We start from the raw sequence: 23,283 nt of genomic DNA on the forward strand, positions 1-23,283 counted from the left end.
GTTCACTCGATTGCATCCACCTATTGATACTTTCTTGCAATGTTGCAAAAAAGTGTCAGTCGAAAGACTTCACATCTGCGTCAGAACCCGGATCGCTGCCCGTCCACGAACACATGCAGCTCGCCCGGCGCGAAGGGTGTCCAGGTCTCGTTGGTGGTCAGCGGCGCGGTGACGACCACGGCCACGCGATCATTGGGCGTGGTGTGTTGCGCGAAGTCGATTTCCACGTCTTCGTCCGACAGTTGCGCGGTCACGAAGGGGTGGCGGCGCTCCACGTACCAAAGGTTGGTCGAGGCATGGGCCCACAGCGCCTGTCCGTTGGACAGCATGAAGTTGAAGGTGCCGTGGCTCGCGAGCTGTGGCGCCAGCTCGCGCAGCGTGAGCGTCAGCTCTTCGATGCTCGGCACGCCCGCATGCGACTTGGCCAGCTCCTGCATGATCCAGCAGAAGGCGTGTTCGCTGTCGGTGTTGCCCACCGGATGAAAGTTGCCGTGCAGCCGCGGGCGGAATTCCTTCAGATCGCCGTTGTGCGCGAACACCCAGTAGCGCCCCCACAGCTCGCGCACGAAGGGGTGGCAGTTCTGCAGGTTGACCTCGCCCTGAGTCGCCTTGCGGATGTGCGCCACGACGTTGCGGCTCTGGATGGGATAGCGCCGGATCAGCTCCGCAACCGGCGATTCGCTCGCCGGCTGGTGGTCGACGAAATGGCGCAGCCCGCGGTCCTCGAAGAACGCGATGCCCCAGCCGTCGGCGTGGTGGTCGGTGCGGCCGCCGCGTTGCGCGAACCCCGTGAAGCTGAAGGTCACGTCGGTCGGCGTGTTGCAGTTCATTCCTAGCAATTGGCACATGGCGCTATTAGAGCGCGAGTGCCGGCCGGCCGTGCGGCGGATCCGCTCGCCGCTCAGCGCACGAAGCGGCCCTCGGGCGTGACGCGCACCATTTCGATGAAGCGCGAGCCGGTGGTGTTGCCGGTCGAGAAATCGATGTCCATGCCGGCCAGGCGGAACTTGAGCGCGCGCAGCGTCGCATGCAGGCGGGCGCGCGTCAGGTCGCGGCCGGTGCGCTTGAGTGCCTCGATCATCACCAGCCCGTTCAGGTAGCCCTCGAAGCTGCCGTAACCCACCGGTACCTGTGCCCGCTCCGCCAGCCGGCGATAGTCGCGCGTCACCGTCTCCACCTCGCCCCAGGGATAGGGCATGACTTGCGAGATCGCGAGGCCGCCCGCCTGCAGGGCCACCACCTTGGCCGTGACTTCGCCCGGCACGATCGACATGCCGTAGAACATCGGCTTGCTGCCGGCGGCGTAGGTGGCCTTGATCACCTCGCCGGCCACGGTGCCGGCCAGGTACATCAGGATGGCCTGCGACTGGCTGTCGGCCAGCGCCTTGCCGGCGGCGGCGGCGTCGGAGCCGTCGCCCTTGGCGACCACCTTGGCCGTCGGCACCAGCTTGTGGGGGACCATGGCCGCCTCGATCAGCTTGACCGCCTCGGCGCCGCCGGGGTTGTCGAGGTGGGCGATCGCGATCTTGTTCACACCGATGGTCGCCAGGTGCTCGACCAGGGCCTGCGCTTCACGGGCGTTGCTGGCGCGCACGAAGTAAGCCGATCCCGCGACGCGTTCGCGCGCGCTGTCGCCCACGCCGTAGCCGCCCACGCTGGGCGCGCCGCTCTGCTGCAGCAGCTTGGCCGCGGCGGCCGTGGTGCCCGAGCCCACGCAGCCGAAGAAGGCGAACACGCGATGGTCGTTCAGCAGCTTGGTGTAGTTCTCTACCGCCTTGTCGGCCTTCAGCTCGTCGTCCAGCGCCACCATCTTGATCTTGCGCCCGTTCACGCCGCCCTGTTCGTTGACGGCATCGAACGCCAGCGCGGCACCGTTGTGCACGACCTTGATCTGCGATCCGAGCGGCCCGCTCAGCACGGCCGAACTGCCGAGCACGATTTCACTGTCGCTCACCCCCGTTTCGGCGGCTTGCGCGGAAGAGAGCCGAGCGAGCCCGGCGGCCGCCACGGCCGTCGAGGCGATAAAACTTCTGCGTTGCATGTAAGACCCATCCCAACTGATTTAACAAATTCTCACAATTAGAGACGATGGGTTCTTTCGTACTACTTGGTGCTTACCCTGACTGTGGCGGGCGGCGCAATTGCCACGCTGCGCAGATGGCCAGCGCGCAAAGGCCGGCGAGCATCGCGAAGACCTCGTCGAAGGCCGCGAGCCGCGCCGGGCTGGTCATCGGGTTGGCGAGCGAATCGCCGTGCGCCGCGAGACGCCACTCCAGCACGATCGCGCACAGGCTCACGCCCGCCGCGCCGCCCAGCATGCGCACGAAGTTGATGGCGCTCGCGCCCTGCGGGATCAGCGGCTTGGCCAGCGGCCGCATCGAGCCCAGGTTGAGCGAAGGCAGGATGAAGCCCAGCCCGATGCGCCCGATGATCGCGAAGGCCACCAGCAGCCACAGCGCGCTGTCGAGCCGCAGCACCATCATCAGCGCGAACGAGGCTGCCAGCAGCACGAGCCCGATCGTCACCAGCACCCAGGTCGGATGCTTGTCGGCCAGCCGGCCCACGCCGGCGATGGTCAGCGCCAGCACGATGCCCGCCGGCAGCAGGATGGTGCCCACGTGCGATGCGGAAAGATGCAGCCCCACCTGCATGTACACCGGCAGCAGGTAGGTCGAGCCGAACAGCGCCGTGCCGTAGATGAAGGCGACCACGCTGCCCATCGCGAACTGCCGGTACTGGAAGAGCGCGAGGTTCATCAGCGGCGTGCCGCCCGAGGCCGCAAGTCGCCGCTGCCACCACACGAAGATGCCGAACGCCAGCAGCGCACCGGCCAGCAGCAGGCCCGCCTGCAGCGGTGAATCGCCGCGCAGCGCGACCAGCCCGTTCAGCAGGCACAGCGTGCCGACCGTGCCCAGCGCCAGCCCGCGCGCGTCGAGCCCGCTGCCGCGTACCGCGGCCACGCCGCCGGGCGCAGTCTTGGGTACGAACTTGTAGGCCAGCCAGAGCGAGGCCAGGCAGAACGGCACCACCATGAAGAAGATCGAGCGCCAGCCGAACAGGTCGACCAGCACCCCGCCGATGCTCGGCCCGATGGCAGGCGCCAGCACCACGCCCATGCCGAAGATGCCGCTCGCACGCCCCTGCTCGTGCGGCTCGAAGGCGCGCAGGATGATGATGGCCGGAATGGGCTGCACGACCCCCGCCGCCAGCCCTTCGGCCACGCGCGCGAACAGCACCAGCGAGAAGTCGTTGGCCACGCCGCCCACGATGCCACCCACCAGCAGCAACAGCATCGTGCCCACGTACGTGCGCCGGTAGCCGTAGCGCGACAGCAGCCACGGCGTGGTGAGCATCGAGACCGTCATCGCCACCATGAAGCCCGAGCTCACCCACTGCGCGCGCTCCTGCCCGAGCGAGAAGTGATGGCTCATGCCCGGAATCGCAACGTTGACGATGGTCGAGGACATGATCGACGCCATCGTCCCCACCATGACCGACAGCAGCAAGTACCAGCGGTAGCGTTCGCCATAGCGCTCGCGCAGCGAGCCGATGGAAGGCGGGGCCGGCGCGATCGCGGCTTCGGAAGTCTGTGGGGAGGTCATGGGGCGGCGGAATGTCTCGGGGTCCGTCGTCCTACAAGCATATCGGTCTTTGCACGGCCGGGACTGCGCGAGGCGGCCGCACAATGCATCCGCTGTCCCCTCCGCGTCAAGAAGATCAAGACAAGAACATGGACTCTTCACCCGACGAACAAGCCAATGCCCCGCAGGCTGCCATCGAGCCCGAAGGCGCGCCTACGCTTGCGGCCGAACTGGCCTCGCCGACCGTCAGCCGCGCCTATCGCTGCCAGTGCGGCCGCCCCGTCTTCCTGCGCAACAGCGAATGCCTGGCCTGCCACACGCCGCTCGGCTACGTGATCGACCGGCTCGGCGTCATGCCGCTCGCACCGGCCGTGGGCGAGGGCGCGCAGCCCGACACCTTCACCGTGTTCGGCGATCCGCACGGCAACACCTACCGCCGCTGCGCGAACCTCATGACGCCGGCCGCCTGCAGCTGGATGGTGCCCGCCGCGCGCGACGGCGAACAACTGCCTCCCGATACCCAAGGCCTTGCGCCGGGCTACTGCCTGGCCTGCAGCGTCACGCGCACCATCCCCGATCTCTCGCTGGAGAGCAACGGAGAACTCTGGCGCAAGCTCGAAACCGCCAAGCGCCGGCTCATCTCGCAGCTGCTCGCGCTCGGCCTGCCGGTGGTGAGCCGCCATGTCGATCCCGTGCACGGCCTGACCTTCGACTTCCTCAGCAACATGCCGGGCGGCCCGCACGTGATGACTGGCCACCAGCACGGCGTGATCACCCTCAACGCCGAGGAGGCCGAAGACGCCGTGCGCGAGCGCATCCGCGCCGAGATGCGCGAGCCCTACCGCACGCTGCTCGGCCACTTCCGCCACGAGATCGGCCACTACTACTGGGACCTGCTGGTGCTGCCCACGCCGTGGATCGACGACTTCCGCGCGCTCTTCGGCGACGACCGCGCCGACTACGCCGCCGCGCTGCAGACCCACTACGAGCAGGGCCCGCCGCCCGACTGGGCCGACCGCTTCGTGAGCAGCTACGCGAGCACCCATCCGTGGGAAGACTGGGCCGAGACCTGGGCCCACTACCTGCACATGGCCGACACCGCAGACACGGCGATGAGCTTTGGCGTCGACGCGACCAACGTCGAGCTCACGAGCGACCTGTTCACCCTCGACGACCTGTGGCAGCCGGAAGATCCCGATGCCGGCAAGTTCCTGGACTTCATCAACGGCTGGGTGTTGCTCACCAACGTGCTCAACGAACTGTCGCGCAGCATGGGCCAGCCCGATTACTACCCCTTCGTGCTGCCGCGCGTGGCGGTGGGAAAGCTGCAGTTCATTCACCGCGTGATCACGCAGCAGCGGCCGGGCGATGCGCCGACGATGGTGGTGGCTGGCGATGTGGCCGACCCTGCACCCGAGCAGGTGCAATCACAGACGCAATCGCAAAGCTCCGGTCAGCCCTGAGGCGGCGACTCGCCCGTCGCGCAGCGCATGCAGATGCACGCCAGCCCGCGCATGTCTTCCGGCAGGTTCGTGAGCGGCGCCCTGCTGAAGTCGACCTGCATGCACCAGCAGGGTGGCTGCGTTTGCCCCGTCTCTCGTTCGATCTCCATCGCGCAGCGGTTCGGCTCGCCGCACAGCGGACAGCGCGTGGCGTCGATCAGGCCCGGGACTGCCGCCAGAGTGGTCATGCGATCTCGAAGGCCGGCAGCTTCTTCGGCACGGCCACGTTCTGCAGCGTCACGTACACCGGCAGCCCGCCGCTGTAGGCCGGGTAGTCCTCGCCCTCGATCAGCGGCAGCAGGTAGCGACGGCACTTCTCGGTAATGCCGTAGCCGTCGTCCGAAATGAAATCGCGCGGCATCGGCTTCTCGACGTTGGCGACGGATTCGAGCGGCGCGCTGCCGATGCGATAGGCATACGGCACGTCGGACATGCGCTCGATGGTCGGCATCACCGCGTTGCGGCCTTCCAGCGCCAGTTCCACCGCGCGCTGGCCCAACTCGTAGGCCTGCTTCACGTCGGTTGCCGAGGCGATGTGGCGCGCCGCGCGCTGAAGGTAGTCGGCGACGGCCCAGTGGAACTTGTGGCCCAGCGCTTCCTTGACCATCTGCGCCACCACCGGCGCGGCTCCGCCGAGCTGCGCATGGCCGAAGGCGTCGCGCGTGCCCTGCTCCGCGAGGAATGTGCCGTCGGGGTGATGGCAGCCTTCGGACACCACCACCGAGCAGTAGCCGTGCTGCTTCACCAGTTCATCGACACGTGCGATGAAGCGTGCCTTGTCGAATTCGATCTCCGGGAACAGCACCACCACCGGAATGCCCTGGTCCGCCGCCAGGCCGCCCGCCGCGGCGATCCAGCCCGCGTGCCGGCCCATCACTTCGAGCACGAACACCTTGGTCGAGGTTGCCGCCATCGAGCGCACATCGAACGAAGCCTCGATGGTCGACACCGCCACGTACTTCGCGACCGAGCCGAAGCCCGGGCAGCAATCGGTCAGCGGCAGGTCGTTGTCGATGGTCTTGGGCACGTGGATGGCCTGCAGCGCATAGCCCATCGACTGCGACAGCTGGCTCACCTTGAAGCAGGTGTCGGCCGAATCGCCGCCGCCGTTGTAGAAGAAGTAGCCGATGCCGTGCGCCCTGAACACCTCGATCAGCCGCTCGTACTCGCGCCTGTTTTTCTCCAGCGACTTGAGCTTGTAGCGGCACGAGCCGAAGGCGCCCGAAGGTGTGCTGCGCAGCGCTGCGATTGCCTCGGCCGATTCGGCGCCGGTGTCGATCAGCTCTTCGGTCAGCGCGCCGATGATGCCGTTGCGCCCGGCGTAGAGCTTGCCGATGCGGTCCGGGTGCCGGCGCGCCGTCTCGATCACGCCGCAGGCCGACGCGTTGATGACCGAGGTGACGCCGCCCGACTGGGCGTAGAAGGCGTTGAGGATGGGCATGCGCGGGATTCTCCCGCAGCCCTACGACAGGCGCCAGTGCCGGCGTGTCAGGATGTCAGCGGCTCTCGAAGACAGGCGGCCGCTTCTGCAGGAAAGCACTCACGCCTTCGCGGAAGCTGGGGCGGTCGATCAGCTCGCGCTGGCGCTCGCTCTCGTAGTGCAGCTGTTCCTTCAGCGTGTGGTGCTCCGAGGCCTCGAAGGCTTCGCGCGCTTCGAGCACGGCATGCGCCGGCAGGCGGGCGAGGCGCTGCGCGATGCCCTTGGCTTCTTCCAGCAACTGCTCGTCGTCCACGCAGGCCCAGATCAGCCCCCACTGCACGGCACGCCCCGCGCCTACGCGCTCGTCGAGCAGGGCCATGCCCATCGCGCGCGCCCGGCCGGCGCGGCGCGGAATGGCCCAGGTGCAGCCGAGGTCGGGCACGATGCCGAGCTTCGGCAAAAAGGGCAGGTAGAAGTAGGCACTGCGTGCCGCGATGGTCACATCGGCTGCCAGCGCCAGGCCCACGCCGGCACCGGCCGCCGGGCCATTGACTGCGGCAACTACCGGCACCGGCAGGCTGCGCAGCGTTTCGATCAGCGGGTTGCTGAGCTCCTGCATCCACTCGGCAGTCTGTGTGCCCAGTGACTTGTCTTTGTCGCCCGGCGCCATCGCGCTCAGGTCGGCGCCCACGCAGAAGGCCTTGCCGGCGCCCGTGAGGATCACGGCGCGCACCGAGCGGTCGTCGCGTATGCGTTCCAGCGCATCACGCAGTTCGACCTGCAGGCCGTGCGCGATCGGGTTGAGCTTGGCGGGCAGGTTCAGTGTCAGCGTTGCGATGCCGTCGGCCTGTTCCTGGAGGATGAAGGGTTGTATCGGTGCGTCGGGGCTCATGGGTATCGATGGTTCGGCGCCCATGGAGCACGGTCAAGCCGGGGACAACCCGTGGGGCAGAAGTCGCCAAGGCGACCATGCGTGCGAACGCGCGGGCAGTGGCATGGCGGCCGGCTGTGCGTCAGACACCGTGATGCACGACGGCTCCAGCGCCGACACCAGCACGCGCCGGTGATCGGTGCTCTCGAAGCGGTCGCCGGGCTCCAACACGATGTCGCGCGTATCGCGGTCGAGCGTGACCCACACCGAGCCGCTGCGGCACTCGATGCCCACGCCCGCGCCGTCGGGCACGGTGAAGACGGAACGTTTCGGCAGGTTGACGTGGAAGCGGGAGGTGCTGGAAGAAGAGGCGCTCATGGCAAGCTCCATTGCATTCGTGATACGAATGAATATAGTGAGCCGACCTCCCATTTACACACGGTTATTCGGAACTCGTTGCATGCACCCAGAGAATGCGAAAGCCCCAGGCGCCATGAGCGGCGAGCTGCCGCCGCTCGAACTTCTGCGCAGTTTCGAGGCGGCCGCGCGCCGGCTGAGCTTCACGCTGGCGGCTGGCGAACTGCACCTGACGCAATCGGCCGTCAGCCGGCAGATCCAGCAACTCGAAGCCAGCCTGGGCGTGCTGCTGTTCGAGCGCCGCCACCGCGCGCTGGCGCTCACCGAGGCCGGCGGCGTGCTGCAGCGAGCCGTTACCGACAGCCTGGAGCGGCTGCGCGACGCCACGGCGCGTGTGCGTGCGAGTTCGGCGCCGCGCCAGGTGGCGATCACCACCACGCCGGGTTTCGCGTCGATCTGGCTCATTCCCAAACTGGCGCGCTTCACCGGCAGCCATCCGCAGGTCGACGTGCGCGTGTCGGCCACGCTCGACGTGCTCGACCTGGAAAGCAGCCGCATCGACCTGGCCGTGCGCTTCGCGCCCATTGGCCGCGGCATCGGACCGGCGCTGTTCGAGGAGTCCGTCATCCCGCTGTGTTCGCCGCAGCTTGCCGCGTCGCTGCGCCAGCTCTCGGACTTTTCGAAGCTCACGCTGCTGACCGTGGAATACCCCGACCACAGCGAAGCCCCGACCGCCGACTGGGAGCCTTGGCTCAAGGTGATGGGGCTGGAAGACCTGCGCATGAAGAGCACGCTGCACTTCACGCAGTACGCCGATGCCGTGGCCGCCGCGGTGGCGGGGCAGGGCGTGGTGATCGGCCGGCTGCCGTTGCTGAGCGAACTGGTGCGCGATGGCCGGCTCGTGGCGCCGCTCGGCGAAGGCGCCGCATCGCACCGCGGCTATTTCATCGAGATGTCGAGGCGCGCCGCGGGCAACCGCGACGCGCAGGACTTCGCGCAGTGGCTGCGCGACGAAGCCGAGGCCGCGCAGCGAAGCTGACCGACGATCAACCCGGCAGCAGCACCTTGTTGACGACGTGGATCACGCCGTTCGACTGGTAGACGTTGGCGATCGTCACCATCGCCGTGCCGCCCTTGGCGTCGGTCACCATCACGTTGCTGCCGCTCATCGTCGCGGTCAGCGTGCCGCCGCTCGCGGTCTTCAGCGTGGCCTTGCCGCCGCCTGCGTTGATGGCGCTCATGAGCGCCGGGCCGTCCATCCTGCCGGGCACCACGTGGTAGGTCAGCACCTTGGTCAGCGTGGGCTTGTTCTCGGGCTTGAGCAGCGTGTCGACAGTGCCGGCCGGCAGCGCGGAGAAGGCCGCGTTGGTCGGTGCGAACACGGTGAACGGGCCGGGGCTCTTCAGCGTGCCGACCAGGTCCGCGGCCTTCACTGCGGCCACCAGCGTCGTGTGGTCCTTCGAATTCACGGCGTTGTCGACGATGTCCTTCGTCGGGTACATCGCGGCGCCGCCGACCATCGGGTTCGTCGACGACATGCCGCCGCTGCTGCCGCCCATGCCGCCCGCGCAAGCGCCGAGCAGGACCGAAACGCCGACTGCAATCATGAGTTTTTTCATTGAAGGCTCCTGAAAAGAATGGTTCTTGAAGTTCTCTGCGGAAACCGCCGGCAGCTCGGAGGCGCGATGCGCTTGAGTCGAATACGGCGCGGCCGCGCAACTGGATTCACGCGTCGGCTTTGCGCCACAACCGCGCGTGCGGCGCTTGCGCATCACGAGCGCGCTCGACAGAATCCGCCCTTCGTTTTTCAGCAACAGTTTCTTTTCACCGCGCCTGGCGACGACCAACCTCCCGGGCGACAAACCAATTCAATGAACCGTTTCCTGAACACCTGACCCGCACACCGACCGCCCCGGCCGGACGTGCATCCACGCATCCGCCGAGGCCTATCGACAAAGGCCCCGCGCAGCCATTCGCCGGGGCTTTTTTGTTTTTTGGAGTGTGTGCACATGAGTGCTCAACGAAAGGCCCGCGACGACGACAAGCGTCTGGGCCGGTTCTATTTTTCGGTGCCGACTGCGGCACCTCGCAATCCAGTGGTGGCCGCGATGGCGCGCGGCGAATCGAGCCAAGGCGCGGGACGTCACCTGCGTACGCACCGCGCGGAGCGGCGTGCGCAGAAGGTGGCGCTGCAGAAGGCTGCGCGCAGCCTGGGCGGGAGGGGCGACGATGCGTGAAGACATGGACAAGGTCATCGTCGAGCGGCCGCGAGGCGGCTGGCGCGTGCAGGGAGATGGGCGCAAGTGGCGCAACAGCAAGGACCGGGGGTCGCACCTGGGCATGAAGCGTGGCCATGCCCACCCGAAGTGGCTCAGCGAAAACCTCGCGCCGCTCAAGCGCTGGTTGCACAAGCAGGTACACCGGCCGTGGGACAAGGTGTACGCCGAACTCTGTAGCGGCATTGACCGCCGCAGCACGGTGCAGGCGCACATCTTCGAGCACATCGACGGCTTCGTGGAGCGCAGGGCCGAACTGCGCGACGGCCAGGTGTGGGTGCCTGCCGAGCGGTGGCGGAGCCGCCTTCGCACGCTACTGAGTGAAGCGGCACATGTGGAACTCTTCGTGCATCCGGTCACCGGCATCCTGCTGCCCAACCGGCGCTTGCATGAAGCGCGCAAGGCGCAGAAGCTGGCTTATCGCGCCGCGTGGAGCAGGCCGCCGGCCGGCAAGGCGCCTGTCTTTCATGTGATCGACGAGGTCACGCTCGCGCCGCTGCCCGAGTTGCGGCGGACGATGCTCGATGTGACGTACTACGACGTGTTGCGCCGCTGCCCGGTCACGCGGCGCGGCGGTTGCGAAAAGCCGGCCTTCGGTTCAGCCGATCATCGGGAGATGTATGGGCGCGATCATGTGTACGCCTCCGCCATGCGCAGACTCAGCCAATGGGAGGTGCGAAAGCGTTTTGGCTGATCGCCGGCGGCGTGCTGATGCTGGCGATCAAGCGCTAGCCAGCTCGCGCCGGCGCCCGCGGCAGCACGAGGAACGCAATCGTGCCCGCGGCCAGCATGCCCGCCACCGTGAGGAACACCGCGCGGTACGGCTCGACCTCATGCGCCACAGCCCACGATGCGGCCACGCCGGTCGTCCACTGCATCAACGAGACACCGAGGAACATGGCCATGTTCATCAGCGCCATCGCGCGCCCCGTCATGGCCGCCGGGTAAGCGTTCTTGGTGTACGCGTACTGCAGCACGCTGTAGCCGGACAGCAGGCCATAGATGATCGGCAGGCCGATGTCCACCATGCGCGAATGCGTGAGCGCCATCGCGCCGAACATCAGCGTACCGGCGAACGCGCAACCCATCATCCAGCGCGTGCGCCGCGCGCCGCCCGGGTCCATGCGGCCGAACAGCATCGGGCTGATCATGCCGGCGACGGTCATCACCAGTGCGACGTTGCCGCTGGCCACCAGCGAGAGGCCGTGGCGGTCGTGCAGCACCGGGCCGAGCCACAGGCCTCGCAGCGTGATGAATGCCGCGTACGACACGCAGGCGAAGCACACCAGCCCCAAGGTGTGGGGCATCGCGAACAGCGGCAGCAGTTCGCGCACGGCCTTGCGCAGCGACTGGCGTTCGGCCGGTTCGGGCTGCGGGTTCGCGCGCGCGGCGGGCTCGCGCACGCGCCAGAAAATGACCAGCCACGAGAGCACCGCGAATGCGGCCAGCACCGCGTAGCCGGCGCGCCAGGACGCAGCCTCGATCAGCAAGGCCAGCGGCGTGCCGGTGAACAGGATGCCCATGCCGGCCATGCTCATCACCAGCCCCGACATCGCGGTGAAGCGCGAGGCATCGAAATGCCGCGCGATGAACACCGTGCAGGCCAGGAACGCCGGCGCGCAACCGACGCCGATCAACGCCTGCCCGAGCAGCAGTGCGTGGAAGTTCGGCGCCACGGCGCACAGCGCTGCGCCAGCGACGGCCAGGGGAAAGGTTGTCAGCACCGTGCGGCGCACGCCGAAGATGTCGATCGACACGCCCATAGCGAGCTGCATGATCCCGAAGGCGAAGTGGAAGGTGCCTGCCCACATGCCGAGTTGCTGGGGCGTCAGGCCGAAGTAGCCACTGAGGGGCGTGGCCATCATGGCGCCAACGGTGCGGAAGGCCTGGCTCAGGGCGAAAGCGGTGGCGAGGGCGATCAGCATCGCGGTGGTCGAGTCGGACCAGCGGAAAAAGCGTGAGCTGGAGCCGGGGTTGCCGGTGCGCTCCGCGGGCTTGGATGCCGCGTTCGGGTTCATGGGGCGAGAGGCCAGGAAGGATGGGCGACCTGGATGCTAGTTGATCATGGAGCGCGCGTAGTCGCGGCGGCGACGCTTTGTGCGCATTCGACTGAGCATGACAGGTACCCCCATAATTTCCAGACAACTCTTCAGAGCTTCGCATTGCCAACGCCCTCCACCTCCCCCAGTACCCGCACGGCAAAGGGTGCGCCAGCCGCGCAGCCGCTTTTCAGCCGTGTGCGCGAGATCCTGGATGCTGCACGTGCCGGTGTAGCGCGTACGGTCAACACGACACAGGTCGCGGCCAACTGGTTGATCGGACGCGAGATCGTCGAGGAAGAGCAGCGAGGGCGGCGCCGAGCGGGCTATGGGGCCAAGCTGCTTGCCGATCTGTCGACCCGCCTGAATGCCGAGTTTGGTCGCGGCTATTCCGTGGACAACCTGGAAGCGTTCAGGCAGTTCTATCTGGACTATCCGCAACTGATTTCCGAGACGGCGTCTCGGAAATCGACCGCACCGCTGGTGCTGCCTCTTCAAGCCAGTTCCGAGACGCCGTCTCGGAAATCCGATGGCGGCACGGACTGGTGCCCCGGATCGCTGCACCCGTCTCTTTCGTGGAGTCACTACCGTCAACTCTTGCGTGTGACGAGGCCGCAAGCGCGTGCCTTCTACGAGATCGAAGCGATCCGAAGCGCGTGGTCCGTGCGTGAGCTCCAGCGCCAGACGGCCAGCCTGCTGTACGACCGCCTGGCCAAAAGCAAGGACAAGAGGGGGTTGATGCGATTGGCAACTCACGGCCAGGAGGTGATGCAGCCGCTCGATGCCTTGAAAGACCCGGTAGTCATTGAGTTCCTCGGCCTGCCGGAGTCCCCAAGGCTGGTCGAGTCCAAGCTGGAGCAGGCGCTCATCGACAACCTGCAAACCTTCCTGCTCGAGCTGGGCAAGGGCTTTGCATTTGTGTCGCGTCAGGAGCGCATCACCATCGACGGCGACCACTTTTACATCGATCTGGTCTTCTATCACGCAGTGCTCAAGTGCTATGTGCTCATCGATCTCAAGGTCGGCAAGCTGACTCATGGCGACCTCGGTCAGATCCAGTTCTATGTGAACTACTACGACCGCGAGCGTCGCACTGAAGGCGACAACCCGACTTTGGGCGTGATCCTTTGCCCGGACAAGAACGATGCCGTGGTGAAGTACACCTTGGGCGAGCAGCAGGAGCGCAATATCTTCGCCAGCCGCTACCAGTTGCACCTGCCGACCGAGCAGGAACTCGAACGAGAGTTGCGCCGGGAAATCCGGCAGTTATCCATGACGCCGCAGCTCAAGAGGGCCTCCAGGAAGAAAGCGCCGGGCGCATAAAAAACGGCACCCGAAGGTGCCGTTTGTGTGGCTTGGCTTGCTTTGCCTGATCGGGTCTCAGGCTTCGCCCTTTACCTTCAACCGCCACGCATGCAGCAGCGGCTCGGTATACCCGCTCGGCTGCTCGATGCCCTTGAACACCAGGTCCTGCGCCGCCTTGTAGGCCGACGAGGTCGTGAAGTTGCCGGCCATCGGCTGGTACAGCGGGTCGCCCGCGTTCTGCTCGTCGACCACCTTGGCCATGCGCTGGAAGGTCTCGTCGACCTGCGCCTTGGTCACCACGCCGTGCAGCAGCCAGTTGGCGATGTGCTGGCTGGAGATGCGCAGCGTCGCGCGGTCTTCCATCAGGCCGACGTTGTGGATGTCGGGCACCTTGGAGCAGCCCACGCCCTGGTCGATCCAGCGCACCACGTAGCCGAGGATGCCCTGCACGTTGTTGTCGATTTCCTGCTGGCGCTCTTCGGCAGTCCACTTGGCGTCGGCCGCGATCGGCACCTGCAGCAGCGCGTTGAGGATGTTGTCGCGCTCGCCGTCGGCGTCGATCTTTTCCAGCTCCTGCTGCACCGCGGTCACGCTGACCTGGTGGTAGTGCAGCGCATGGAGCGTGGCGGCGGTGGGCGAGGGCACCCAGGCGGTGTTGGCGCCGGCCTTGGGGTGGCCGATCTTCTGTTCGAGCATGGCGGCCATCAGGTCGGGCATGGCCCACATGCCCTTGCCGATCTGCGCCTTGCCGCGCAGGCCGCACGAGAGGCCGACCAGCACGTTGTTCTTTTCGTAGGCGCCGATCCACGCGCTGGACTTCATGTCGCCCTTGCGGATCATCGGGCCGCCCTGCATGGCGGTGTGCATTTCGTCGCCGGTGCGGTCGAGGAAGCCGGTGTTGATGAAGGCCACGCGCGCGGCGGCCTCGGCGATGCAGGCCTTCAGGTTCACGCTGGTGCGGCGCTCCTCGTCCATGATGCCGAGCTTCACGGTGTTGGCGGGCAGGCCGAGCAGCTGCTCGACGCGGCCGAACAGCTCGCTCGCGAAGGCCACTTCGGCCGGACCGTGCATCTTCGGCTTGACGATGTAGATGCTGCCGGTGCGCGAGTTGCCCTTGCGCTTCAGGTCGATGGTGGCGATGGTGGTGGTCACCACGGCATCGAGGATGCCTTCGGGGATTTCCTTGCCGCCGGCATACAGCACGGCGGGGTTGGTCATCAGGTGGCCCACATTGCGCAGGAACATCAGCGAGCGGCCGTGCAGCTTCACGGGCTTGCCGTCGGCGCCGGTGTATTCGCGGTCGGGGTTCAGGCCGCGCGTGAAGGTCTTGCCGCCCTTGGCGACTTCTTCCGTCAGCGTGCCTTCGACGATGCCGAGCCAGTTCGAATACGCGACCACCTTGTCGGCCGCATCGACCACGGCCACCGAGTCTTCGAGGTCGAGGATGGTCGAGAGCGCGGCTTCGAGCACCAGGTCGCTCACGCCGGCCGCGTCGCTCTTGCCGATGGGCGTGCTGCGGTCGATGCGAATGTCGAGGTGAATGCCGTTGTGCTTGAGCAGCACCGACGACGGCGCGGCGGCATCGCCCTGGTAGCCGATGAACTGCGAGGCATCGGCCAGGCCGGTGCTGCTGCTTTGCAGTGCGACGACGAGCTTGCCGTCCTTCACGCTGTAGCCGGTGGCCATCTTGTGCGAGCCGTTTTCCAGCGGCGCGGCCTGGTCGAGCACGTTGCGCGCGAACTCGATGACCTTGGCGCCGCGCACGGGGTTGTAGCCCTTGCCCTTTTCGGCGCCGCCGGCTTCGGAGATGGCGTCGGTGCCGTAGAGCGCGTCGTACAGCGAACCCCAGCGCGCGTTGGCGGCGTTGAGCGCGTAGCGCGCGTTCAGGATGGGCACCACCAGCTGCGGGCCGGCCTGTAGCGCGAGTTCGGAGTCGACATTGGCCGTGGTGGCCTTCGTGCCCTTGGGCTGCGGCAGCAGGTAGCCGATCTTCTCGAGGAAGGCGCGATACGCCGGCATGTCGGCGATCGGGCCGGGGTTCTTCTTGTGCCAGGCGTCGAGTTCGCTCTGCAGGCGGTCGCGCTCGGCGAGCAGGGCGATGTTCTTCGGCGCGAGGTCGCTGACGATGGCGTCGAAGCCCTTCCAGAAGACGTCGCTGGCCACGCCGCTGGCGGGCAGGACCTTGTCTTCGATGAAGCGGTGGAGCTCGGTCGCGACCTGGAGTCCGTGGGCGGTGGTGCGGGCGGTCATGGGGTTTCTCCTTGAGAAAAATGCAATCCTGGGGCGAACTTTATTCGATACTTTGCTGGCGAGTAAGAGCCGGAAGCGGGATTTATCCGTGACAAAAATGAAGGTAATCGCTGGCGAGCGGCCTGGGGCGCAAAGGGTAGGCACTGATAAGAACGCCGCAGGCGAGGGATATATTTAACTTCTTAAATAAATCCCGACCCGCTTCCATGATCCTCCTGGCCTCCAACGAAAACCCCCTCGGCATGCCCGAATCGGCCCGCCGCGCGGCCGCCGCCGCGCTCGTAGGCGCTGGCAACTACCCCGACAGCAACGGCACCGCGCTGAAGAACGCGCTGGCCGCGCGGCTCGACGTGCCGGCCGACTGGCTCACGCTGGGCAGCGGATCGAGCGAAATCCTCCATCTCGCGGCGCAGGTCAGCCTGAAGCCCGGCGAGGGCGTCGTCTATTCGCAGTACGGCTTCGTCGTCTACGCGCAGGCCACGGCGCAGGCCCATGCGCACGCAACTGTCGTGCCCTCGCTCAACTTCGGCCACGACCTGGGCGCCATGCGCGCTGCCATCGGCGACGACACGAAGCTGGTGTTCGTGGCCAACCCGAACAACCCGACTGGCACTTTCATCGATGCTGCGCCGCTGCTGGCCTTTCTGCAATCGGTGCCCGCGCACGTGACGGTGCTGCTCGACGAGGCCTACACCGAGTACCTGTCGCCTGCGCAGCGCTACGACAGCATCGGGTGGGTGCGGCGCCTGCCCAACCTGATCGTGGCGCGCACTTTCTCCAAGGCCTTCGGCCTGGCCGGGCTGCGCATCGGATACGGCGTGTCGCAGCCGGCGCTCACGGCGCGCATGAACGCGCACCGCCCGCGCTTCAACGTGACGACACCGGCGCAGGCCGCGGCGGTGGCCGCGCTGGGCGATGCGGACTTCCTCGCGCGCACTTATGAGCTCAACACGGCCGGGCGCGACCAGCTCGCTGCGGGCTTCAAGGAACTGGGCCTCGAGTACGTCCCTTCCTCGGGCAATTTCCTGATGGTGCAGGTCGGCGACGCGCAGGCCGTGCATGCGCGCCTGCTGGCGGCCGGCATCGAGGTTTCACTGCTCGGCAACTACGGCCTGCCGCAGTGGCTGCGCATCAGCATCGGCCTGCCCGAGCAGAACCGCGCGGTGCTGGCCGCGCTGCGCTGAGCAGGGCGGCACTCCTTTTTCAACAACGCCCCGAGGAGACAGGACCATGAAACGCCGTCAGTTCGCAGCGCAGTCCGCTGCCGCCTTTGCCGTCGCGGCCGCTGCGCCGCTGGTGTTCGCGCAGCAAGACCGCACGGTGCGGATCCTGGTCGGCTTTCCGCCGGGCGGCTCGGCGGACGTGGTGGCGCGGGTGCTCGCCGAGAAGATGCGTGTGTCGCTCGGGCAGAACGTCATCATCGACAACAAGCCCGGCGCGGCCGGCCGGCTCGCGCTGGGCGAACTCAGGCGCGCGGCGCCGGACGGCACCACGCTGGTCTTCTCGCCGAGCGGCGCGATGGTGATCCATCCGTGGCTCTACTCGAACCTCGGTTACGACCCGGCGAAGGACTTCACGCCGATCGCGCTCGGCAGCACCTTCGACTTCGCGGTGACGGCCGGGCCCGGCGCGCCCGCCGGCGACCTGAAGACGGTGCTGGCGTGGATGAAGGCCAACCCGGCAAAGGCCAACTACGCCACCTCGGGCGCGGGCACGGTGCCGCACTTTGCCGGACAACTGATCGCCCAGGCGGCCGGCGTGCCGATGACGCATGTGGCCTACCGCGGTGGCGCGCCGGCGGCACAAGACCTGATCGGCGGCCAGGTGCCGCTGATGGTCGACACGGCCTCGGAAACCATCGAGCACCACCGCGCCGGCAAGGTCCGCATCCTCGCGGTGACGGGCGAGCAGCGCAGCCGCGCGCTGCCCGACGTGCCGACGCTGAAGGAGTCGGGCATCAACGTGACGGCCGATGCGTTCTTCGGCCTCTATGGCCCGCCGGGGATGTCGCCCGAAGTGGTTGCACGGATCGACAAGGCCGTGGCCGATGCGCTGCGCATGCCCGACGTGCAGGAGAAGATCTATTCGCTGGGGCTGGTGCCTGCGCATGCCGGGCCGGCCGAGTTGGCAGCCACCCAGGCAGCGCACTTGAAGCGCTGGGAAATGCCGATCAAGAACTCGGGCTTCAAGGCCGAGTCCTGATCGCTCAGACCTGTCCGCCGAGCTCCCGCGCTGCAGCCTGCACTGGCTCGATGTAGCGCTCGTCGTAGCGATGCGTGGGCATGGTCAGCGTGACGGCCGCGGCAAGGCTGCCGTCCGCATGGAACACCGGCGCCGAGATGCCCGCCAACTCGGCCGTGCGGTCACCCACCAGCGCGCAGTAGCCCTGCGCGCGAATGCCGTCGTACAGCTTGCGTTCCTTCGTGCCACGCGGCTGTTCGGCCTCCGGGCCGAAGGCGATCAGCACGCGCGCGCCTGCGCCCCGGTCGTTGGGCAGCAGGTCGCCCACGCGCACGTGGTCGCGCACCACGTGCGATGAATCGACCCGGAACTGGCACAGGCGCACCCAGCTGTCGCCCTGGTCCTGCCGCACGTGGTACGCCGCGCTTTCGCCCGTGACTGCAGCGAGCGAGCGCAGCACCGGCAGCACGATGCGGTCGAGCGACTGCGACGCCGCGTACAGCCCGTGCAGCCGCGCGATCTCCATGCCCAGCGCATAGCGCCCGTCGTCCTGCCGGCGGATGAGCCGCGCATGTTCGAGCGAGGCCAGCAGTCGCAGCACGGTGCTCTTGTAGAGCTGCGTGCGCTCGGCGAACTGCGCGAGCGACAGCGCCTCGTCGCCCGGCTGAAAGGCCGAGAGCAGGCTCAGCGCGCGGTCGACCGCCGCCGCGCCGCCGGGGGCGGCATTGAGGTCGGACACGGATTCGGTCTGGGCTTTGCGGGGCATGAGGAGGAGGGAGGGAATGGGTCGGCTTGACTGTCGGGTGGATCGACGGTCTAATTCTGTTTAACAGAATATAGTTCTGTAAGATAGAACAGTCAAGCGATTCCACGATTCCATCGAAGGAGACCAGTCCGATGACACCCCCCGACGTCCTCATCAGCGAGGTCGGCCCGCGCGACGGCCTGCAGTCGGTCAAGGCCACGATGCCCACGGCCGACAAGCTGCGCTGGATCGACGCGCTCTACGCCGCCGGCATCCGCGAGATCGAGGTCGCGTCCTTCGTGCCCGCGAAGCTGCTGCCGCAGATGGCCGACGCCGCCGAGGTGGTGCGCCACGCCGTCACGCTGCCCGGCCTCACCGTGATGGCACTGGTGCCCAATCGCAAGGGCGCGCAGGCCGCGCTCGAAGCTGGCGTGCACAAGCTCACGATGCCGGTGTCGGCCAGCGTGGCGCACTCGCTGGCCAACGTGCGCAAGACACCGACCGAAATGGTCGAGGAGGTGCGCGCCATTTCCGATCTGCGCCGCGCCATTGCGCCGCATGTGAAACTCGAAGCCGGCATCTCCACCGCCTTCGGCTGCACGCTGCAGGGCCTGGTGCCCGAAGACGACGTGATCCGCCTGGCCGCGCAATGCATAGAGGCCGGCGCCGACGAATCGGGCCTGTCCGACACCGTGGGCTACGCCAACCCCGCGCAGGTGCGCCGCCTCTTCAAGCGGCTGCGCGCGGAGATCGGCAGGCACGCGGGCGCCGCCCACATGCACAACACGCGCGGCCTGGGCATCGCCAACTGCCTGGCGGCGTGGGACGAGGGTGTGCGCACCTTCGACGCCTCGCTCGGCGGCCTCGGCGGCTGCCCCTACGCGCCGGGCGCCTCGGGCAATGCCGTTACCGAAGACCTTGTGTTCATGTTCGAGGCCATGGGCGTGCGCACCGGCATCGACATCCAGAAACTCATCGCGGCGCGCGCGCCGCTCATGGCCGGCCTGCCGGGCGAGCCGGTCTACGGCATGACGCCGGAAGCCGGATTGCCCAAGGGCTTCGTCCAGGAACACATCGCACAACATGTCTGAAGCCAATCCTCTGCCGTACGCCGGCGTTCGCGTCGTCGAATTCACCCACATGGTCATGGGCCCGACCTGCGGCCTGCTGCTGGCCGACCTCGGCGCCGAGGTCATCAAGGTCGAGCCCATCGAGGGCGACAACACGCGCCGCCTGCTCGGCTCGGGCTCGGGCTTCTTCCCGACCTTCAACCGCAACAAGAAGAGCATCGCGCTCGACCTGAAGAAGCCCGAGGGCGTGGAGGCCGCGCTGCGCCTCGTCGCCACCGCCGACGTCGTCAGCGAGAACTTCAAGCCCGGCACCATGAAGAAGCTGGGGCTCGACTACGACACGCTCAGCAAGCTCAACCCGCGCCTCGTCTACGTGAGCCACAAGGGCTTTTTGCCCGGCCCGTACGACCACCGCACCGCGCTCGACGAAGTGGTGCAGATGATGGGCGGCCTCGCCTACATGACGGGCCGCTCGGGCGACCCGCTGCGCGCGGGCACCAGCGTGAACGACATCATGGGCGGCATGTTCGGCGCCATCGGCGCAATGGCCGCGCTGCGCCAGCGCGACCTCACCGGCAAGGGCTGCGAAGTGCAGTCCGCGCTGTTCGAGAACAACGTGTTCCTGGTCGCGCAGCACATGATGCAGTTCGCCGCCACCGGCAAGGCGGCCGACCCGATGCCCAGCCGCATCTCGGCCTGGGCCGTGTACGACGTGTTCACCGTGAAGGACGGCGAGCAGATCTTCCTGGCGGCAGTGAGCGACAAGCAGTGGGCCATCTTCTGCAAGGCCTTCGGCCTGGAAGACATGCTGGCCGACCCGCGCCTGAAGACCAACAACGACCGCGTGCTGGCGCGCGAATGGATGATGCCGATCCTGCGCTCGCACCTGGCGAACCACAGCGCGGCCGAACTCAGCGCGGTGTTCGAGCAGAACGAGCTGCCCTTCGCGCCCATCACCAAGCCGCAGGAGCTGTTCGACGACCCGCACCTGAACGCCACCGGCGGCCTTGCGCCGGTGCGCATGAACGACGGCAGCACGGCCAAGGTGCCGCTGATGCCGTTCACGCTGGGAGGCGAACGGCCCGGCATCCGGCTGCAGCCGCCGCACGTCGGCGAGCACAGCCGCGAGCTGCTGAAAGAAGTGGGCTACAGCGACGAAGAAATCGCCGCGCTCGAAACACAACACATCACCCTCGGAGACTGACCCCATGTTTTTCATCACACGGCGCGCCTTGCTGGCGTGCGCCGCGGCCGCCGCATGCCTGAACGCCGCTCCCGCTCTTGCCGACACGGCCTGGCCCGACAAGCCCGTGCGTCTCGTCGTGCCCTACACGCCCGGCGGCGCCACCGACATCGTGGCGCGCCTCATCGCGCAGAAGCTCGTCGACGACACCAAGTGGACCTTCATCGTCGACAACCGCGCGGGCGGCAACGGCAACATCGGCATGGACGTGGTCGCCAAGTCCAAACCCGACGGCTACACCATCGGCCTGGGCCAGACCGCCAACCTCGCGATCAACCCGACGCTGTTCCCCAAGATGCCCTACGACGCGCTGAAGGACCTGGTGGCGGTGTCGGTCGTGGCCTCGCAGCCCGTGGTGCTGGTGGTGCGCGCGGACGCGCCGTACAAGTCGCTGGCCGATCTGGTCGCGGCCGCCAAGGCCAAGCCCGGCGAGATCAAGCAGGCGCTTGCCGGCACCGGCACGCTGGGCCACATGGCCGGCGAGGTGCTCGCGAAGCGCGCGGGCTTCCAGGTGCTCAACGTGCCGTACAAGGGCGCCGCGCCGGCCATCACCGACCTGCTCGGCGGCCAGACCGACTACATGTTCGCCACGCCGCAGGGCGCGCTCGCCATGGTGAAGGGCGGCAAGCTGCGTGCGCTGGCCGTCACCTCGGCCAAGCGCCTGCCGGTGATGCCCGAGGTGCCGACCGTGGGCGAGAGCTACAAGGGCTTCGAGGCGGTGGACTGGAAGGCGCTCGTGGTGCCGGCCGGCACGCCCGCCGACATCGTGAAAAAGCTCAATGCCGCCGTCGACAAGGCGCTGGCCAAGCCCGCGACCATCTCGCAGCTGCTGGCCGAAGGCAGCACGCCCGTAGGCGGCAGTCCGGAGCAGGCGGCGCAGTACGTCAAGGCCGAGCATGCGCGCTGGGGCGCGGCGGTGCGCGAGGCGGGCGTGCGGCCCGAATGGGCGCCCTTCAGCTAACCAGCAAACCGGCGGGCGATATAGTTTCCGCCCCATGGACCGCCTCAAGCAGCTCGAATCCTTCGTCTCGGTCGCGACCCGCGGCGGTCTCACGGCCGCGGCCAAGGCCGAGGGCGTGGCGCCCGCGATCATGGGGCGCCGGCTCGATGCGCTGGAAGAGCGCCTGGGCGTCAAGCTGCTGGTGCGCACCACGCGCCGCATCACGCTCACGCACGAGGGCAGCGCATTTCTCGAAGACTGCCAGCGCCTGCTGACCGAATTCGCCAACGCAGAAGCCAGCGTGAGCGCTGGCGGCATCAAGGCCAGCGGCCACCTGCGCGTAACGGCGCCGGCCGGCTTCGGCCGCCGCCACGTCGCGCCGCTGGTGCCGCGCTTTCATGCGCTGCATCCGGAAGTGACGATCTCGCTGAACCTCAGCGACCGCGTGGTCGACGTCACCGGCGAGAGCTTCGATTGCGCGGTGCGCGTGGGCGACCTGCCCGATTCATCGCTCGTGAGCGTGCGGCTCGCCGACAACCGCCGCCGCTGCGTGGCCACGCCCGAGTTCGTGCGCCGCCACGGCATGCCCAAGCACCCGGGCGAGCTCTCGCGCTTTGCCTGCCTCACGCTGTCGAGCGATGCCTCGCAGACGCGCGGCTGGGCGTTTCGCATCGTCAACGAGGAAGGCACCCAGGAGCTGATCCACCTGCGCCCCAGCGGCCCGCTCGATTGCTCCGACGGGCAGGTGCTGCACGACTGGTGCCTGGCCGGCCACGGCATCGCCTGGCGCAGCACCTGGGAGGTCGAGGCCGAGATCGATGCCGGCCTGCTCGTGCCCCTGCTCGACGAGTTCGCCGCGCCGCCCAACGGCATCTACGCGGTGTTCGCGGGCGCCAAGCACCTGCCGCTGCGGGTGCGACTGTGGCTTGATTTCCTCAAGGAGCAATACGGCAACCCGGAATTCTGGGGTGGAAGGGCCTGAGGCGCATCGACGGCGTCACAATCTGTTTGCATTTGCAACCCCACTCGGAAGAAAGCCATCGATGACGCTCGAAGCCATCCTCGCGTACCTGCACTTGCTTGCCATCCTCACGATGGTTGTCTTCATTTCCAGCGAAGCGGCGCTATGCCGCGTGCAGTGGCTCAACGCCGCAGTGGTCGAGCGGCTGGCCAAGGTCGACATGGTCTACGGCATTGCCGCCATCGCGGTGCTCGCCACGGGCATCGCGCGCACCTGGTGGGGCGTGAAGGGCACGGCCTGGTACTGGACCAACCCGTTGCTGCACGTGAAGCTGGGGCTGTTCATCATCGTGGGCGTGCTCTCGATCTTCCCGACGCTCACCTACTTCCGCTGGCGCAAGACGCTGCGCGCCACCGGCAAGCTGCCGGCCGAGGCCGACATCAAGAAAACGCGCAAGCTGGTGATGGTGCAGGCGCACCTGATAGCGCTCATTCCGCTGGTAGCGGTGTTCTTGGCACGCGGCTTCGGCAAGTAAGCCCGGC

General features: G+C 67.4%; 22 protein-coding genes and 1 pseudogene. 12 read left to right on the forward strand and 11 right to left on the reverse strand.

Going from position 1 to position 23,283, the window contains the following annotated elements:
• Positions 1–80: 80 nt before the first annotated feature.
• From ACTG4X_RS03795 to ACTG4X_RS03805, 3 genes are all read right to left on the reverse strand, one after another.
• Positions 81–848, reverse strand: coding sequence for a class II glutamine amidotransferase (locus ACTG4X_RS03795; protein ID WP_093054034.1), 768 nt, complete (start codon positions 846–848; stop codon positions 81–83).
• Positions 849–901: 53 nt separating this feature from the next.
• Positions 902–2,041 (reverse strand): ABC transporter substrate-binding protein, encoded by a 1,140-nt coding sequence (locus ACTG4X_RS03800; RefSeq protein ID WP_093054036.1) that lies wholly within the window; start codon positions 2,039–2,041, stop codon positions 902–904.
• A 73-nt stretch (positions 2,042–2,114) separates the two neighbouring features.
• A complete protein-coding gene (locus ACTG4X_RS03805; RefSeq protein ID WP_093054038.1) occupies positions 2,115–3,602 on the reverse strand; it encodes a DHA2 family efflux MFS transporter permease subunit in 1,488 nt (495 codons plus the stop codon).
• Positions 3,603–3,730: 128 nt separating this feature from the next.
• Here ACTG4X_RS03805 and ACTG4X_RS03810 point away from each other — a divergent pair, with 128 nt between their 5' ends.
• Positions 3,731–5,044: a zinc-binding metallopeptidase family protein gene (locus ACTG4X_RS03810; protein ID WP_440533242.1), complete on the forward strand. Its 1,314-nt coding sequence runs from the start codon at positions 3,731–3,733 to the stop codon at positions 5,042–5,044.
• Here ACTG4X_RS03810 and ACTG4X_RS03815 read toward each other — a convergent pair.
• From ACTG4X_RS03815 to ACTG4X_RS03830, 4 genes are read right to left on the reverse strand one after another with little or no spacing between them, the layout of a single operon-like run.
• Complete coding sequence (locus ACTG4X_RS03815) at positions 5,035–5,271, reverse strand: cysteine-rich CWC family protein (RefSeq protein ID WP_093054040.1); 237 nt, start codon at positions 5,269–5,271, stop codon at positions 5,035–5,037. The genes ACTG4X_RS03810 and ACTG4X_RS03815 overlap by 10 nt on opposite strands.
• The gene (locus ACTG4X_RS03820; RefSeq protein WP_440533243.1) at positions 5,268–6,524 is read right to left on the reverse strand and encodes a 6-phosphofructokinase; all 1,257 of its coding nucleotides are present in this window, start codon (positions 6,522–6,524) and stop codon (positions 5,268–5,270) included. The genes ACTG4X_RS03815 and ACTG4X_RS03820 overlap by 4 nt, the downstream gene beginning before the upstream one ends.
• Positions 6,525–6,579: 55 nt before the next feature.
• Positions 6,580–7,395 (reverse strand): enoyl-CoA hydratase-related protein, encoded by an 816-nt coding sequence (locus ACTG4X_RS03825; RefSeq protein WP_440533244.1) that lies wholly within the window; start codon positions 7,393–7,395, stop codon positions 6,580–6,582.
• Positions 7,396–7,428: 33 nt separating this feature from the next.
• Positions 7,429–7,752, reverse strand: a complete 324-nt coding sequence (locus ACTG4X_RS03830; protein WP_440533245.1) for a DUF2917 domain-containing protein — start codon at positions 7,750–7,752, stop codon at positions 7,429–7,431.
• Between the two features lie 82 nt (positions 7,753–7,834).
• On the opposite strand from ACTG4X_RS03830, the gene ACTG4X_RS03835 reads away from it, so the two are divergent.
• Positions 7,835–8,770 (forward strand): LysR substrate-binding domain-containing protein, encoded by a 936-nt coding sequence (locus tag ACTG4X_RS03835; RefSeq protein WP_440533246.1) that lies wholly within the window; start codon positions 7,835–7,837, stop codon positions 8,768–8,770.
• A 7-nt stretch (positions 8,771–8,777) separates the two neighbouring features.
• Here ACTG4X_RS03835 and ACTG4X_RS03840 read toward each other — a convergent pair whose 3' ends face one another.
• On the reverse strand, positions 8,778–9,350 hold the full coding sequence (locus ACTG4X_RS03840) for a fasciclin domain-containing protein (RefSeq protein ID WP_093054272.1): 573 nt from the start codon (positions 9,348–9,350) through the stop codon (positions 8,778–8,780).
• Between the two features lie 390 nt (positions 9,351–9,740).
• Here ACTG4X_RS03840 and ACTG4X_RS03845 point away from each other — a divergent pair, with 390 nt between their 5' ends.
• Together ACTG4X_RS03845 and ACTG4X_RS03850 are read left to right on the forward strand one after the other, a co-directional pair.
• Positions 9,741–9,968: a hypothetical protein gene (locus tag ACTG4X_RS03845; protein ID WP_093076983.1), complete on the forward strand. Its 228-nt coding sequence runs from the start codon at positions 9,741–9,743 to the stop codon at positions 9,966–9,968.
• Between the two features lie 4 nt (positions 9,969–9,972).
• Positions 9,973–10,701, forward strand: a complete 729-nt coding sequence (locus ACTG4X_RS03850) for a hypothetical protein (RefSeq protein WP_440533247.1) — start codon at positions 9,973–9,975, stop codon at positions 10,699–10,701.
• 34 nt (positions 10,702–10,735) lie between these two features.
• Here the strand turns inward: ACTG4X_RS03850 and ACTG4X_RS03855 are convergent, their stop codons facing one another.
• Positions 10,736–12,025 carry an MFS transporter gene (locus ACTG4X_RS03855; RefSeq protein ID WP_093054050.1) on the reverse strand — a complete coding sequence of 430 codons (1,290 nt, stop codon included), beginning with the start codon at positions 12,023–12,025 and terminating at the stop codon, positions 10,736–10,738.
• A 144-nt stretch (positions 12,026–12,169) separates the two neighbouring features.
• Here ACTG4X_RS03855 and ACTG4X_RS03860 point away from each other — a divergent pair, with 144 nt between their 5' ends.
• Positions 12,170–13,369, forward strand: a complete 1,200-nt coding sequence (locus ACTG4X_RS03860) for a PDDEXK nuclease domain-containing protein (RefSeq protein WP_256328959.1) — start codon at positions 12,170–12,172, stop codon at positions 13,367–13,369.
• Between the two features lie 57 nt (positions 13,370–13,426).
• Here the strand turns inward: ACTG4X_RS03860 and ACTG4X_RS03865 are convergent, their stop codons facing one another.
• Complete coding sequence (locus ACTG4X_RS03865; protein ID WP_093054054.1) at positions 13,427–15,601, reverse strand: malate synthase G; 2,175 nt, start codon at positions 15,599–15,601, stop codon at positions 13,427–13,429.
• A 200-nt stretch (positions 15,602–15,801) separates the two neighbouring features.
• Between ACTG4X_RS03865 and hisC the strand changes: the two are divergent.
• Positions 15,802–16,785: pseudogene (hisC, locus tag ACTG4X_RS03870) on the forward strand (histidinol-phosphate transaminase); the annotation flags it as partial.
• 46 nt (positions 16,786–16,831) lie between these two features.
• A complete protein-coding gene (locus ACTG4X_RS03875) occupies positions 16,832–17,803 on the forward strand; it encodes a Bug family tripartite tricarboxylate transporter substrate binding protein (RefSeq protein ID WP_440533248.1) in 972 nt (323 codons plus the stop codon).
• Positions 17,804–17,807: 4 nt separating this feature from the next.
• On the opposite strand, the gene ACTG4X_RS03880 is transcribed toward ACTG4X_RS03875, so the two are convergent.
• A complete protein-coding gene (locus tag ACTG4X_RS03880; protein WP_440533249.1) occupies positions 17,808–18,548 on the reverse strand; it encodes an IclR family transcriptional regulator in 741 nt (246 codons plus the stop codon).
• 131 nt (positions 18,549–18,679) lie between these two features.
• Here ACTG4X_RS03880 and ACTG4X_RS03885 point away from each other — a divergent pair, with 131 nt between their 5' ends.
• From ACTG4X_RS03885 to ACTG4X_RS03905, 5 genes are all read left to right on the forward strand, one after another.
• Positions 18,680–19,618 (forward strand): hydroxymethylglutaryl-CoA lyase, encoded by a 939-nt coding sequence (locus ACTG4X_RS03885; RefSeq protein ID WP_440533250.1) that lies wholly within the window; start codon positions 18,680–18,682, stop codon positions 19,616–19,618.
• Entirely contained in the window at positions 19,611–20,801 is a 1,191-nt protein-coding gene (locus ACTG4X_RS03890; protein WP_093054088.1) for a CaiB/BaiF CoA transferase family protein, read from the forward strand. Before ACTG4X_RS03885 ends, ACTG4X_RS03890 begins: the two co-directional genes overlap by 8 nt.
• Before the next feature lie 4 nt (positions 20,802–20,805).
• Positions 20,806–21,801, forward strand: a complete 996-nt coding sequence (locus ACTG4X_RS03895; protein WP_440533251.1) for a Bug family tripartite tricarboxylate transporter substrate binding protein — start codon at positions 20,806–20,808, stop codon at positions 21,799–21,801.
• A 34-nt stretch (positions 21,802–21,835) separates the two neighbouring features.
• On the forward strand, positions 21,836–22,762 hold the full coding sequence (locus ACTG4X_RS03900; protein WP_093054092.1) for a LysR family transcriptional regulator: 927 nt from the start codon (positions 21,836–21,838) through the stop codon (positions 22,760–22,762).
• 61 nt (positions 22,763–22,823) lie between these two features.
• Entirely contained in the window at positions 22,824–23,276 is a 453-nt protein-coding gene (locus ACTG4X_RS03905) for a DUF2214 family protein (RefSeq protein ID WP_093054094.1), read from the forward strand.
• The last annotated feature ends 7 nt before the right edge of the window (positions 23,277–23,283 follow it).

The organism is Variovorax sp. YR566 (assembly GCF_051992195.1).
In the GTDB taxonomy this organism is placed as follows: Bacteria; Pseudomonadota; Gammaproteobacteria; order Burkholderiales; family Burkholderiaceae_C; genus Variovorax.